We start from the raw sequence: 13,314 nt of genomic DNA on the forward strand, positions 1-13,314 counted from the left end.
GAGCGTCCGGAAAGGCATGCGACGCGGAGCGACGCACGATATTGAGATCATCGTTCCTACGCTCCAGCGCGGGGATGCAGGTCTCAACGCTCTGCGTCGCCAAGAGGACGCAGAGCGTCCGGAAAGGCATGCGACGCGGAGCGGCGCACGATATTGAGATCATCGTTCCTACGCTCCAGCGTGGGAATGCAGGTCTCGACGCTCTGCGTCGCCATGAGGACGCGGAGCGTCCGGAAAGGCATGCGACGCGGAGCGACGCACGATATTGAGATCATCGTTCCTACGCTCCAGCGTGGGAATGCAGGTCTCGACGCTCTGCGTCGCCAGGAGGACGCGGAGCGTCCGGAAAGGCATGCGACGCGGAGCGGCGCACGATATTGAGATCATCGTTCCGCACGCTCCAGCGTGGGAATGCAGGTCTCGACGCTCTGCGTCGCCATGAGGACGCGGAGCGTCCGGAAAGGCATGCGACGTGTAGCGCCGCACGATCGTTGAGATTCCGCATGCTCCAGCCATATAACCATTTAAAACTATTACCCTTTCTTCGCTGTCTCTGACTTAACGCCACTCAGAGCACACGCAAACGGATGAGCAGACCCACCGATTTCGCTCGACGATGGTTTCTCGCCCGGGGCTGGAAGCCGTTCGCTTTTCAGAAGGAGGTCTGGGCGGCGGTGAAGAAGGGTGAGTCCGGCCTGCTACATGCCAGTACTGGCTCGGGCAAGACCTACGCCGTATGGTTCGCCGCGCTCAACCGCTTCGCCAAAGCCAATACGCTCACCGCTGACAACAAACCTCGTAAACGCAAACCGCCCGCTGAACCACTGAGTGTCCTGTGGATCACGCCCATGCGCGCCTTGGCCGCCGATACCGCCAGAGCCCTTGAAGCACCATTGGCCGAACTGGATATCCCGTGGTCTGTGGGCTTGCGCACCGGCGATACCAGCGGCAGCGAACGCGCCCGCCAGAGCCGGCGGCTGCCCTCAGCGCTGATCACCACCCCAGAGAGCCTGACACTGCTGCTGACCCGTGCCGACGCTCAGGTCGCCTTGTCGACACTGAAGATGGTGGTGGTGGACGAATGGCACGAGCTGATCGGCAACAAGCGCGGCGTGCAGTTGCAACTGGCCCTGGCGCGCCTGAGGCGCTGGAATCCGCAATTGATCGTGTGGGGCATTTCGGCAACGCTGGGTAATCAGCAACATGCGCAGCAGGTGCTGATCGGCGACGGCGGCATGACCGTGCAAGGCAAGATCGTCAAGGACTTACAGGTCGATACGCTGTTGCCGCCGTCCATCGAACGCTTCCCGTGGGCCGGGCATATGGGCTTGCGCATGTTGCCGCAGGTCGTCACCGAGGTGGAAAGCAGCGCGAGCTGTCTGGTGTTCACCAACACTCGGGCACAATCGGAAATCTGGTATCAGGCGCTACTGGAAGCCCGCCCCGACTGGGCCGGGTTGATTGCCCTGCATCACGGGTCGCTGGCCCGCGAGGTCCGAGACTGGGTCGAGCGTGCGCTGAAAGAAGGCGCGCTCAAGGCCGTGGTGTGTACATCAAGCCTGGACCTGGGCGTGGACTTTCTGCCGGTCGAGCGCGTGCTGCAAATCGGCTCGCCAAAAGGCGTCGCACGCCTGATGCAACGTGCCGGACGCTCAGGCCATGCGCCGGGCCGCCCTTCGCGTGTCACGCTGGTGCCGACCCACAGCCTGGAACTGGTCGAAGCAGCCGCCGCCCACGACGCCGTCGCCGCGCGGATGATCGAGCCACGCGAATCGCCGCAGCAGCCGCTGGACGTTCTGGTCCAGCATCTGGTCAGCATCGCACTGGGCGGTGGCTTCCTGCCCGATGAACTGCTGACCGAAGTGCGCAGCGCCTGGGCCTATCGAGACCTCAGCGACGAGCAGTGGCAATGGGCGCTGGCCTTTGTGCGCAACGGCGGTCACTCACTGACGGCCTACCCCGATTACCGCCGCGCCGAACCGGATGAACAGGGTGTCTGGCGTGTACCCGATGCGCGTCTTGCCAGGCGACACCGCATGAGCGTAGGCACCATCGTCAGCGAAGCTACCGTTAACCTGAAGTACTGGAAAAAAGGCGGCGGTGGCGGCTCGTTGGGCAGTGTTGAAGAAGGTTTCATCGCCCGGCTCAAGCCTGGTGACGGCTTTCTGTTCGGCGGGCGCCTGCTGGAGCTGGTCCGAGTGGAAAACATGACCGCCTACGTCAAGCGAGCTACTGGCAAGAAAGCCGCAGTGCCACGCTGGAACGGTGGGCGAATGCCCCTGTCCAGCGAACTGGCAGACGCCGTGGTGGAGAAGTTCGATGCGGCGGCGCGGGGTGAATTCACCAGCCCTGAAATGCAAGCCATCAAACCCTTGCTGGAAGTGCAGCAACAATGGTCCGGGCTACCGCAACGTGACACGCTGCTGGCCGAAACACTCAAATCCCGCGAAGGCTGGCACCTGTTCCTCTACCCGTTCGCCGGCCGACACGTGCATTTGGGGCTGGGCAGCCTGCTGGCCTGGCGCCTGAGCCGGCATCGGCCGCTGACCTTTTCCATCGCCGTCAACGACTACGGGCTGGAGTTGCTCAGTGCCAGCGAGATCGACTGGGCCCAGGCGTTGCGGGCTGACCTGTTCAGCGAGACGGATCTTTTGGCCGACATTATTGCCAGCCTGAATGCGGGCGAACTGGCACTGCGGCGCTTTCGCGAAATCGCTCGAATTTCGGGGCTGGTGTTTTCCGGCTACCCGGGAGCGGCGAAAAGCAATCGACAGCTTCAGGCATCGAGCGGGCTGTTTTTTGAGGTATTCAAGCAATACGACGCTGACAACATGCTGCTGACCCAGGCCGAACAGGAAGTGCTACGCCAGGAGCTGGATCTGCAACGTCTGGAGCTGACATTACGCCAGATCAACAGTCGCAGGCTGGACCTGCATGCGATAAAACGCGCAACCCCGCTGGCGTTTCCACTGCTGGTCGAGCGCTTTCGCGAAAGCCTAAGTTCGGAAAAACTCGCTGACCGCATTGCGCGCATGGTCCGTGATCTGGAGAAAGCCGCAGGTCCGGAGCATGAGCAATGAAACCGTACGTCGCGATAACACTGGCGGGAGAAGAGCTGTGGCTGCTGGCCGACAAGGCCATCTACTACCCCGCAGAACGATCCTTGCTGATTGCCGATGCGCACTTTGGCAAGGCAGCGGCCTACCGCAAGCTGGGTCAACCAGTGCCACACGGCACCACTCAAGCCAATCTGCGACGACTGGACAGCCTGCTCGATGCGTATGCCTGCGATCATCTGATCTTTTTGGGCGACTTTCTGCACGCGCCGGAATCACACGCAGCGGGCACGCTCGCGGCACTGGAACAATGGCGGGGCGAACACCCGGCGTTGCGCATCACCCTGATCCGCGGTAACCATGACAAACGGGCGGGCGACCCACCCGCCTATCTGGGCATAGATGTAGTCCCCGAACCCCTGACGCTGGGGCCCTTTGCCTTGCAACACGAGCCTGATCCACACCCTCAATTGCACGTACTGGCCGGGCATGTTCACCCGGTTTACCGGCTGCACGGGCGTGGCAGGCAAAGCTTGCGACTGGCGTGCTTCTACCTGGGCCAACGCGTCAGCCTGCTGCCAGCGTTCGGTGAGTTTACGGGCGGGTTTCAGATTCGTCCGGCGCAGGACTGCTCAGTCTATGTGACAGGCGGTGATGCCGTGTGGCGAGTGGTATAGCGTCGCTAGCCGCCGCATACGAGGCCCTGCCCCTCACAAGGAGAAGCAGGGAACTGGTAATCAGGCAACCGGCGCAGGTGGCGGCTCGTCAGGAACGGTAGGTCCACCTGGCTCAGTGGGCTCCGGATAGGGAGTATCTGGCCCTGGATCACCCGGAATGCCACCACCGACCACATTAAGCTCGGGAAGCAGATCCGAATGAGCCATCAATGACCAGGCAAGCAACCCGATCTCGTTAAGCGGAGATTGAACCTGTTCAGAGATTTTGAAAGTAGTCTTCATAGGGCACTCCAGATCAAAGGCCGTCGCACATATCGATTATGCGAAAGCATGTGAGCAGATAGAGTGCGAAATAGAGTATTAATTCAATTCCACTAATCACCTGACCAGCAAATCAGGTACGTGGCAGGGTGACGCCACGCTGGCCCTGGTATTTGCCGCCTCGATCCTTGTAGGACACTTCACATTCCTCATCGGACTCGAGGAACAGCATCTGTGCCACGCCTTCGTTGGCGTAGATCTTGGCCGGCAGTGTCGTGGTGTTGGAAAACTCCAACGTTACATGGCCTTCCCACTCTGGCTCGAGCGGCGTGACATTGACGATGATGCCGCAGCGCGCGTAGGTGCTTTTGCCCAGGCAGATGGTCAGAACGTTACGCGGAATGCGGAAATATTCGACGGTGCGTGCCAGCGCGAACGAGTTGGGGGGGATGATGCATACGTCGCTCTTGATATCGACGAAGCTTTTTTCATCAAAGTTTTTCGGATCGACAGTGGCCGAATTGATGTTGGTGAACACCTTGAATTCGTCTGCGCAACGCACGTCGTAGCCGTAGCTGGACACGCCGAAGGAGATCACCCTGTCAGCTCCTTCGCCACGTACCTGGCGCTCGACAAAGGGCTCGATCATCCCGTGTTCCTGCGCCATGCGGCGAATCCACTTGTCCGATTTGATGCTCATGGCGGTGTCCTGAATAGCGAGGTAAAAAAGATATCCGGCATCTTACCGGGCCGGGGCCGACGGTTCAAAGGCAACAGATAGCGAGTTTGTGTGACGAGCCGGGCTCTTTCGCTGCGAATGGAAATAATCATCAACAGACCATTGGCACGTTCGGAAAAAAGGGTTAAGGTGGCGTCACTGTGTTGCTTGTGTCACTGAGAATCTCTACACGATGTTGAATTTCGATCCAACCATCTCCATGAATTTTCCAGCTCTTTGCACTCAGTCTCGGCCAGGGCTCTTCCTACGCCGCAGTTAACTTTGTCCAAGGAGATATACTATGTCCAATCGCCAAACTGGTACCGTTAAGTGGTTCAACGATGAAAAAGGCTTCGGCTTCATCACTCCACAATCCGGTGACGACCTGTTCGTGCACTTCAAAGCTATCCAATCCGACGGCTTCAAAAGCCTGAAAGAAGGCCAACAGGTTTCTTTCATCGCTACCCGCGGTCAGAAAGGCATGCAAGCTGAAGAAGTTCAAGTTATCTAACTTGTACTGATTCGCTTAAAAACCCCGCCCTTAAAAGCGGGGTTTTTTATTGCCTGTCGTTTGAGCATTTGCGTACCCATCAAGCCATGCATAAGCCTGACCGAGAGACGTCAATTGGCTGCGCCTCCCCGCCAGAGTACCGCTACAGAATCAATCGTCGCTGACAGAAATGGTCGGCATCGCCGGGCTTGCAGCTTCCTGCAAGACGATTCGTGCACCCACGTGACGTGCCAGCTCCTGATACACCATCGCAATCTGACTTTCCGGCTCGGCAATCGCGGTAGGCTTGCCGCCATCTGCCTGCTCGCGAATCAGCATCGACAACGGCAGTGATGCAAGCAACTCGACATTGTACTGCGACGCCAGCTTCTCACCGCCGCCCTCACCAAAAAGATGCTCCGCATGGCCGCAATTGGAGCAGATGTGTACCGCCATGTTTTCCACAACGCCCAGCACCGGGATGTTGACCTTGCGGAACATCTCGACACCCTTCTTCGCATCCAGCAAGGCCAGATCCTGAGGCGTGGTGACAATCACGGCACCGGCAACCGGGACCTTCTGCGCCAGCGTCAACTGGATATCGCCCGTGCCGGGCGGCATGTCGATAACCAGATAGTCCAGATCATTCCAGGCAGTCTGCGTGACCAGTTGCAGCAACGCCCCTGACACCATAGGCCCGCGCCAGACCATAGGCGTGTTGTCATCGGTCAGAAACGCCATCGACATCACGTCAATGCCATGAGCCTGGACCGGCACGAACCACTTCTGGTCCTTGATCTTCGGCCGCGTGCCTTCGGCAATACCGAACATCACACCCTGACTCGGCCCATAGATATCAGCATCGAGAATACCGACCCGTGCGCCCTCGCGAGACAGTGCCAATGCCAGATTGGCCGCCGTGGTGGACTTGCCGACACCGCCCTTGCCCGACGCAACGGCCACGATGTTTTTCACATTGGCCAGACCGGCGATCTGGCTCTGTGCCTTGTGCGCGCTGATCACGCTTTTAATGGCAACCGTGGCCGAGCTGACGCCGTCCAGGTTCTCGATGGCGGTTTTCAGCACTTGCGCCCAGCCGTTCCTGAACAGGTCGGCGGCATAGCCCAGTTCAAGTTGCACGCTGACCTGTGCACCCTGTATATCGATGGACCGCACGCAACCGGCACTGACCGGGTCCTGATTCAGATAAGGGTCGGTGTACTGGCGAAGAATCGTCTCCACCGCTGCGCGATTGACTGCGCTCATGGGCTTACTCCGTAAAAGACTGAGTGAAACAGCCGACTATCGTACCTGTTCTGTCCGTAGCCGACATGATTTCACTGAACCCTGCCCAACCACTCAGGAGTATTCCCACAACCGAGCGGGGTGAAAAAAATCGCTCAGACCTTTATAGTGGCCGGTCTCCGTTTCACTTCAAGTAGCCGAGCCCCATGTCCGAGCCACGCAAGATTCTCGTTACCAGCGCCCTGCCCTATGCCAATGGCTCCATCCACCTTGGCCACATGCTCGAGTACATCCAGACCGACATGTGGGTGCGCTTTCAGAAGCACCGCGGCAACCAATGCATTTATGTCTGCGCGGACGACGCTCACGGTTCGGCAATCATGCTGCGCGCTGAAAAAGAAGGCATTACGCCAGAACAGCTCATCGACAACGTCAAGGCCGAACACAGCGCCGACTTCGCCGACTTCCTGGTGGATTTCGATAATTTCCACTCGACGCACTCGGACGAAAACCGCGAGCTGTCGAGCATGATCTACACGCGCCTGCGCGACGCAGGTCATATAGCAACTCGTTCGGTGACCCAGTATTTCGACCCGGAAAAGAAAATGTTCCTGGCCGACCGCTTCATCAAAGGCACCTGCCCGAAATGTGCGGCTGAAGATCAGTACGGCGACAACTGTGAAAAGTGCGGCGCAACCTATGCCCCGACCGACCTGAAAAACCCCAAGTCGGCAATTTCCGGGACCACACCGGTACTCAAGGACTCGAAGCACTTCTTCTTCGACCTGCCTGCATTCGACGCGATGCTGAAAAGCTGGACGCGCAGCGGAACCCTGCAGGACGCCGTCGCCAACAAGATCGCCGAATGGCTGGACAGCGGCCTGCAACAGTGGGACATCTCCCGCGATGCTCCGTATTTCGGCTTTGAAATCCCCGATGAGCCAGGCAAATACTTTTACGTATGGCTGGATGCGCCGATCGGCTACATGGCCAGCTTCAAGAACCTGTGTGCACGTCGTCCGGACCTGGACTTCGACGCGTACTGGGGCAAGGGTGCAACCACCGAGCTCTATCACTTCATCGGCAAGGACATCGTCAATTTCCACGCCCTGTTCTGGCCAGCCATGCTGGAAGGTGCAGGGTTGCGCACACCGACCGGCATCAACGTTCACGGCTACCTGACCGTAAACGGACAGAAAATGTCGAAGTCACGTGGCACCTTTATCAAGGCACGCACCTACCTCGACCATCTGCCACCCGAGTACCTGCGCTATTACTACGCGTCGAAACTGGGTCGTGGCGTCGACGACCTGGATTTGAACCTCGAAGACTTCGTGCAAAAGGTCAACTCTGACCTGATCGGCAAGGTCGTGAACATCGCCAGCCGTTGTGCCGGGTTTATTCACAAAGGCAACGCCGGTGTGATGGGCGAGGCCAATGCAGCGCCCGAATTGACCGATGCATTCCTGGCGGCCGCGCCGAGCATTGCCGACGCCTACGAAGCCCGCGACTTCGCCCGTGCCATGCGTGAAACCATGGCTCTGGCGGATCGCGCCAACGCCTATATCGCGGAAAAAGCCCCGTGGGCGCTGGCCAAACAGGAAGGCAAACAGGATGAAGTCCAGGCAGTTTGCTCGCTGGGTATCAATCTGTTCCGCCAACTGGTCATTTTCCTCAAACCGGTATTGCCGAATCTGGCCGCCGACGCAGAGAAGTTTCTCAACGTCGAACCATTGACCTGGGAAGACCACAAGACCTTGCTGGGCAATCATCAGCTCAACCCGTTCTCGGCACTGATGACCCGCATAGATCCACTCAAGGTAGAAGCCATGGCTGCTGCTTCCAAGGAAGACCTGACCGCTACCGACGCTACCGCGAGCAGTGCGCCTGCCGGTAATGGCGAACTCGCCAAAGACCCGCTGTCGGCGGAAATCGACTTTGACGCTTTTGCCGCTGTAGACCTGCGCGTTGCCCTGATTCTCAAGGCCGAACATGTGGAGGGTGCCGACAAGTTGCTGCGCCTGACTCTGGACATCGGCGACGAGCAACGTAATGTCTTTTCCGGCATCAAAAGCGCCTATCCGAACCCGTCCGAGCTCGAAGGCCGTCTGACCATGATGATCGCCAACCTCAAGCCAAGGAAAATGCGTTTCGGCATTTCCGAAGGCATGGTGATGGCGGCAGGCCCTGGCGGCGAGGAGATCTATCTGCTCAGTCCGGACAGTGGTGCAAAACCCGGCCAGCGCATCAAGTAAACCCGGACAAGGCCCGGTATCCAGCCATCAGGCGGATACCGGGCCTTTGCGCATTCGCAAACCTCCCGATCTGTCCGATAATGCTGCACCCTCGATAGACAGAACACCTGTTGGTCACCTGGCAAGATCATGACTGAATTGATTCGCCTGCTTCCCGACGTGGACCTTATCCGCAGCATCGACGCCCTTCTGCCGCAGACTCAGTGCGGCAAGTGCGGCCACCCCGGCTGCAAGCCCTACGCAGAGGGCATTGCCGGCGGCGAAGCCATCAACAAATGCCCACCGGGCGGGGACGAAACAATAGCCCAACTGGCAGAGCTGCTTGCTGTTCCGGTTCTGAGGCTGGATATGGAACGCGGTGCAGCCCCTGCGCAGGTTGCGTTCATTCGCGAAGCAGAGTGCATTGGCTGCACCAAATGCATTCAGGCCTGCCCCGTGGACGCCATCGTCGGCGCTGCAAAGTTGATGCACACCGTGATTGTCGATGAGTGCACTGGCTGCGATCTGTGCGTTGCGCCATGCCCGGTGGACTGCATTGAAATGCATCCACTGCCGCTGGCGAGTGTCACACCCATTGTAGGCGGCCTGGCGCCCACCCCTGATCTGCAACAAGCTCGTCTGCGCAAGCGTACCCACGTCCGGCTGCGTTTCGAAGCACGCAATGCACGCTTGTACCGCGAGCAACGAACCCGGCTGGCCGAGCGTATCGCCCGGTCACAGCGCGCCGAACCAAGTCGTGACGCTTTACAGTCCGCCGCCAGACACGTCCAGAACGACAAGCCTGCCACGCCGGACGAGGCCCTGAAAAAAGCCCGGATTGCCGTGGCCATGAGTCGTGCGCAGCTCAACAAGTCGCTCAAGGCTTTCGGCCATCCGCCGATTGCCGAGCAGGCCGCCAGGCTCGTGGAGTTGCAACGCGAATATGAAGCAGCCGAACAGGCACTTGCAGCGCTTCTGCAAGCACCCGCACAGACTCATCCTGAGGAAAATCTCCGCCCATGAATGCTGCAAAACGTCAGGAAATCTTTCGCAGGCTGCATGAGGACAATCCGGACCCGAAAACCGAACTGGCCTACACCACGCCTTTTGAGCTGTTGATAGCCGTTATCCTTTCTGCCCAGGCCACTGACGTGAGCGTCAATAAGGCCACGGCGAAGCTGTACCCGGTCGCCAATACGCCACAAGCCATGTATGACCTGGGCGTTGAAGGGCTGTCTGAGTACATCAAGACAATTGGCCTCTACAACAGCAAAGCCAAAAACGTAATTGAAACCTGCCGGATGCTGGTGGAGTTGCATAACAGCGAAGTACCGCAGACCCGAGAAGCGCTCGAGGCCTTACCGGGCGTAGGACGCAAGACTGCCAATGTCGTGCTCAACACCGCTTTCCGTCAGGTCGCGATGGCTGTAGACACTCACATCTTTCGCGTCAGCAACCGTACGGGCATCGCGCCAGGGAAAAATGTGGTGGAGGTCGAGAAGCAATTGATGAAATTTGTGCCCAAGAACTATCTGCTCGATGCGCACCACTGGCTGATCCTGCACGGACGCTACGTTTGCCAGGCACGCAAGCCCAGATGCGGCAGTTGCCGTATAGAAGACCTGTGCGATTACAAGGAGAAAACGTCCGACGATTGAGCCAGCCAGGTAATTGCTGCCCTGTCGATTGAAAAAATCTTTTTTACCCGCTTGTGGATTGTCGATATAAGAAGCGCCAGAGAGCCCAAGCCCTGGAGTCGACTTCATGAGCACTGACAACGAGCAACTGGACGTGGACGATGACCTTGTTGCCGTCGATACGGACGAAACCGAAACTGCGACCGTAGAGCCGGCAAAGACCAATCTGAGCAAACGACGCACCATCGACAACCTGCTTGAAGAGCGGCGCTTGCAGAAGCAACTGGCCGATTACGATTTCGACTTCTAGACAAGCGCAAAACCTCGCACCGGCTTCCTGGCACCTAACGTTCTACTCTGGCATTTGAAGCCTCTCGCAGAAGAGGCTTCAATACGTGAGATGGCTGCTCGTCACTCGCTCCACACACGTGGACATCAGGCACACGCCCTTCTCAAACAGGCCGGCTACTCAGACCAGCCCGTTACGCTGGGCGAGCTCGATCAGATCGACCAGTGAATGCGCGTTGAGCTTGAGCAGCAAACGCGTTTTGTAGGTACTGACGGTTTTATTGCTCAGAAACATACCGTCTGCAATTTCCTTGTTGGTCTTGCCTCTGGCCAGTTGTTGCAGAACCATCATCTCCCTGCCAGAAAGTCGGTCAACCATGTCCGACTCGCTCGCGTTGCCCATACTGGAGCGAACAGTATGCAACGCCTGATTGGGAAAGTAGCTGTACCCCGAGAGTACCGCCTTGATAGCGCTGAGCAGCTCGGTCAGGTCCTGTTGCTTGCAGACATATCCGGCGGCCCCTGCCTGCATGCAGCGCATGGAAAAGTGGCCGGGTGCCTGAGACGTCAGAATCAGGACCTTGAACGGCAATGTCATGGCTGACAGGCGGGCAATGACTTCCAGCCCGTCGAGCTTGGGGATACCAATATCAAGAATGACGATATCAGGAAGGTGCTCACGAGCCAGTTGCAGCGCATCCACACCGTTGTCAGTCTCCGCGATGACCTCATAGCCATGACGCTCCATCAGCATGCGTACAGCAAGGCGAATGACGGGATGATCATCCACGATCAGCACTTTATTCATGGGCAGTCCATTTTTCGCTATTCGAATTTTCAGAGCCAGCACAATAACTTAGTCGTTTACTGCTTTGCATGGCGCTCACCCTTGTGGACTGACAGCCAAAGACCATTCCTACAATTACAGCAGAAACTTCCTACAAAACTCGGCAGGAACGTACATTTTTTATTAATTTTCACAGAGCCTTCCTTTTCGGAATCTGGTGATTTTTTATTGCTGGCGGCTACGGCATAAGCATCGCAGCGCCAGTCAGTAAATGCATGCAGCAAAACCCGGCCAAACTTTTACGTTCAAAAATGACCTTGCTGCATCTGTTAAAAGTATCGCCACACTATTTTTGCATCACCGTCAGAACACGCCTGACACATGGCTTATCGCCAGCAAAAACAGCTAAAAACCCTTGAGCTGAATCATTTGAAGGCAGGCCACTACCTGTACGCCAGGAAAATGCAGGACTGCCATCAGTTTTCATCGATCTTTGTCTCGCCGCTCGCACATCGATATAGGGCGCTGGCAGGCATTACAGCCTTTATCCAGATAGCCAGCCAACTATAGAGGCCTTGCATCCGGATGCCTTACCCGAAACCCCATGATGGAAAATCAGTGAATACACACCACGCATTACATACGTAAACGGGGATTAAAAATTACACATCCATTACGGAATTTCGTACAAATATTTATTTAAGGACACACCCTACAGGTCTGAAAGAAAAGTCCTACAACAGAAGCGCACAACATAAACGCGGCCTGCCATATTGGGCCACTGTCGACAAACGCTAAATAATGGTAATCCACCAACCTTTGCACTGTCGCAAAATCTTACACACACCATAGCATAACCCTACATCATTCAAGACCATAAGTAGCTCTTTCGGCAAGTAGCAAATACCATTTTTTATTTCAGGTCCAGACACAGGGAATCGAATAGGAAACGTACTACAAAATTCACGGACGCAACATTACAACACGTAAGACTTTATAAAGAACGACACATCAATTCTGGAGACACGCCATTTTTCACTTGCAAATTTTATTACCAGTCGTTACTTTTTTAACAGAAACTTTATTATTTACTGCCATTAACTATGTGCAGCCCTATGAAACCCTATCATTAGGTAATACAGCTTTGCAGTTCATGAGCGGCGCGTTTACACGAACTCGGTGTATCACGCGAACCGGCTGAATTCAGGTGTTACGTACACGGCTCATCAGGCGAGCTGCCGCGTGACAAACACTGAGTGCCTGGCAACTCTTTTGAATGGGCTCTGTGTATAACCATGTTCAAAAAGGGACACACCATGAATACTAGATATGCGCGCACGCGCTCATCAATACCCACCGCCTCTGAGTTAATCACCGCTGTGGAAAACTTTGTTGCCAAAGGCGGTATTATTGCAGTCATACCCGATGGAGAGGTGGCAGGCGCATCAAACCCTTCCTCAACTGATACAGCACCAACCCTGCCAGACGGGCCTGAACACGCTGGCAAGCTTGAACAACTCAAATACCTGGCCGCCAAGGGCGCAGGCTTCACAGCGCTGCAATATTCATTACGCATGAATAAAAAAGACGTTCGCCAACTGGCCACCGAAAACGGTGTGACGATCGCTGTCAGTCAGCCCATGCTCACCACCCGCAGGGACGCCCGTCATGACACTACGGATATCGACGACGTGGTGGCCGGCCACGCCATGCATTACTCGGCGCTGGGCTATACCGCAGCCGAGATTGCCCAGGTACTGGACCTGAGCCTTCGCCAGGTATGGAATATCGGCAAAGCCTATCGATTCGAGTTCAGGCAGCAACGCGAGAGCGACACGCCCTGAGGCCAGACTCTAAAACAGGTACCGAGTGCATAAGTTTCGACTGCCACGCAGAAAGCACCAGGGCCCCTGCTTTTAAC

At 56.9% G+C, this 13,314-nt stretch carries 12 protein-coding genes; 8 read left to right on the forward strand and 4 right to left on the reverse strand.

Going from position 1 to position 13,314, the window contains the following annotated elements:
• Positions 1-587: 587 nt before the first annotated feature.
• Together RYA97_RS11165 and pdeM are read left to right on the forward strand one after the other, a co-directional pair.
• Positions 588-3,080 carry a ligase-associated DNA damage response DEXH box helicase gene (locus RYA97_RS11165; RefSeq protein WP_057404602.1) on the forward strand — a complete coding sequence of 831 codons (2,493 nt, stop codon included), beginning with the start codon at positions 588-590 and terminating at the stop codon, positions 3,078-3,080.
• Complete coding sequence (gene pdeM / locus RYA97_RS11170) at positions 3,077-3,733, forward strand: ligase-associated DNA damage response endonuclease PdeM (RefSeq protein ID WP_005743206.1); 657 nt, start codon at positions 3,077-3,079, stop codon at positions 3,731-3,733. The genes RYA97_RS11165 and pdeM overlap by 4 nt, the downstream gene beginning before the upstream one ends.
• A 60-nt stretch (positions 3,734-3,793) precedes the next feature.
• Here the strand turns inward: pdeM and RYA97_RS11175 are convergent, their stop codons facing one another.
• Positions 3,794-4,015, reverse strand: coding sequence for a hypothetical protein (locus RYA97_RS11175; RefSeq protein WP_002554835.1), 222 nt, complete (start codon positions 4,013-4,015; stop codon positions 3,794-3,796).
• Positions 4,016-4,127: 112 nt separating this feature from the next.
• A complete protein-coding gene (gene dcd, locus RYA97_RS11180; protein WP_002554836.1) occupies positions 4,128-4,694 on the reverse strand; it encodes a dCTP deaminase in 567 nt (188 codons plus the stop codon).
• A gap of 319 nt (positions 4,695-5,013) precedes the next feature.
• Between dcd and RYA97_RS11185 the strand changes: the two genes are divergently transcribed.
• Positions 5,014-5,223: a cold-shock protein gene (locus tag RYA97_RS11185; RefSeq protein ID WP_002554837.1), complete on the forward strand. Its 210-nt coding sequence runs from the start codon at positions 5,014-5,016 to the stop codon at positions 5,221-5,223.
• Between the two features lie 150 nt (positions 5,224-5,373).
• On the opposite strand, the gene apbC is transcribed toward RYA97_RS11185, so the two are convergent.
• A complete protein-coding gene (gene apbC, locus RYA97_RS11190; RefSeq protein WP_016982017.1) occupies positions 5,374-6,468 on the reverse strand; it encodes an iron-sulfur cluster carrier protein ApbC in 1,095 nt (364 codons plus the stop codon).
• 185 nt (positions 6,469-6,653) lie between these two features.
• On the opposite strand from apbC, the gene metG reads away from it, so the two are divergent.
• The 4 genes from metG to RYA97_RS11210 all read left to right on the forward strand — a co-directional run bounded on the left by metG (position 6,654) and on the right by RYA97_RS11210 (position 10,628).
• Entirely contained in the window at positions 6,654-8,702 is a 2,049-nt protein-coding gene (gene metG / locus RYA97_RS11195) for a methionine--tRNA ligase (protein WP_005743205.1), read from the forward strand.
• Positions 8,703-8,831: 129 nt separating this feature from the next.
• Complete coding sequence (rsxB, locus tag RYA97_RS11200; protein WP_016982016.1) at positions 8,832-9,704, forward strand: electron transport complex subunit RsxB; 873 nt, start codon at positions 8,832-8,834, stop codon at positions 9,702-9,704.
• Entirely contained in the window at positions 9,701-10,339 is a 639-nt protein-coding gene (nth, locus tag RYA97_RS11205) for an endonuclease III (protein ID WP_005779294.1), read from the forward strand. Before rsxB ends, nth begins: the two co-directional genes overlap by 4 nt.
• A gap of 106 nt (positions 10,340-10,445) precedes the next feature.
• The gene (locus tag RYA97_RS11210; RefSeq protein ID WP_002554842.1) at positions 10,446-10,628 is read left to right on the forward strand and encodes a PA3496 family putative envelope integrity protein; all 183 of its coding nucleotides are present in this window, start codon (positions 10,446-10,448) and stop codon (positions 10,626-10,628) included.
• A gap of 159 nt (positions 10,629-10,787) precedes the next feature.
• Here RYA97_RS11210 and RYA97_RS11215 read toward each other — a convergent pair whose 3' ends face one another.
• The gene (locus RYA97_RS11215) at positions 10,788-11,414 is read right to left on the reverse strand and encodes a response regulator transcription factor (protein WP_002554843.1); all 627 of its coding nucleotides are present in this window, start codon (positions 11,412-11,414) and stop codon (positions 10,788-10,790) included.
• A gap of 1,295 nt (positions 11,415-12,709) precedes the next feature.
• On the opposite strand from RYA97_RS11215, the gene RYA97_RS11220 reads away from it, so the two are divergent.
• Positions 12,710-13,237 (forward strand): hypothetical protein, encoded by a 528-nt coding sequence (locus tag RYA97_RS11220; protein WP_044294429.1) that lies wholly within the window; start codon positions 12,710-12,712, stop codon positions 13,235-13,237.
• Positions 13,238-13,314: the final 77 nt, after the last annotated feature.

The organism is Pseudomonas syringae group sp. 26L6 (genome assembly GCF_032587815.1).
In the GTDB taxonomy this organism is placed as follows: Bacteria; Pseudomonadota; Gammaproteobacteria; order Pseudomonadales; family Pseudomonadaceae; genus Aquipseudomonas; species Aquipseudomonas amygdali.

Bases quoted from the DNA above. Each gene is read 5' to 3' on its own strand.
- RYA97_RS11165 (WP_057404602.1), top strand. From the start codon at position 588: ATGAGCAGACCCACCGATTTCGCTCGACGATGGTTTCTCGCCCGGGGC.
- pdeM (WP_005743206.1), top strand. From the start codon at position 3,077: ATGAAACCGTACGTCGCGATAACACTGGCGGGAGAAGAGCTGTGGCTG.
- RYA97_RS11175 (WP_002554835.1), bottom strand. From the start codon at position 4,015: ATGAAGACTACTTTCAAAATCTCTGAACAGGTTCAATCTCCGCTTAAC.
- dcd (WP_002554836.1), bottom strand. From the start codon at position 4,694: ATGAGCATCAAATCGGACAAGTGGATTCGCCGCATGGCGCAGGAACAC.
- RYA97_RS11185 (WP_002554837.1), top strand. From the start codon at position 5,014: ATGTCCAATCGCCAAACTGGTACCGTTAAGTGGTTCAACGATGAAAAA.
- apbC (WP_016982017.1), bottom strand. From the start codon at position 6,468: ATGAGCGCAGTCAATCGCGCAGCGGTGGAGACGATTCTTCGCCAGTAC.
- metG (WP_005743205.1), top strand. From the start codon at position 6,654: ATGTCCGAGCCACGCAAGATTCTCGTTACCAGCGCCCTGCCCTATGCC.
- rsxB (WP_016982016.1), top strand. From the start codon at position 8,832: ATGACTGAATTGATTCGCCTGCTTCCCGACGTGGACCTTATCCGCAGC.
- nth (WP_005779294.1), top strand. From the start codon at position 9,701: ATGAATGCTGCAAAACGTCAGGAAATCTTTCGCAGGCTGCATGAGGAC.
- RYA97_RS11210 (WP_002554842.1), top strand. From the start codon at position 10,446: ATGAGCACTGACAACGAGCAACTGGACGTGGACGATGACCTTGTTGCC.
- RYA97_RS11215 (WP_002554843.1), bottom strand. From the start codon at position 11,414: ATGAATAAAGTGCTGATCGTGGATGATCATCCCGTCATTCGCCTTGCT.
- RYA97_RS11220 (WP_044294429.1), top strand. From the start codon at position 12,710: ATGAATACTAGATATGCGCGCACGCGCTCATCAATACCCACCGCCTCT.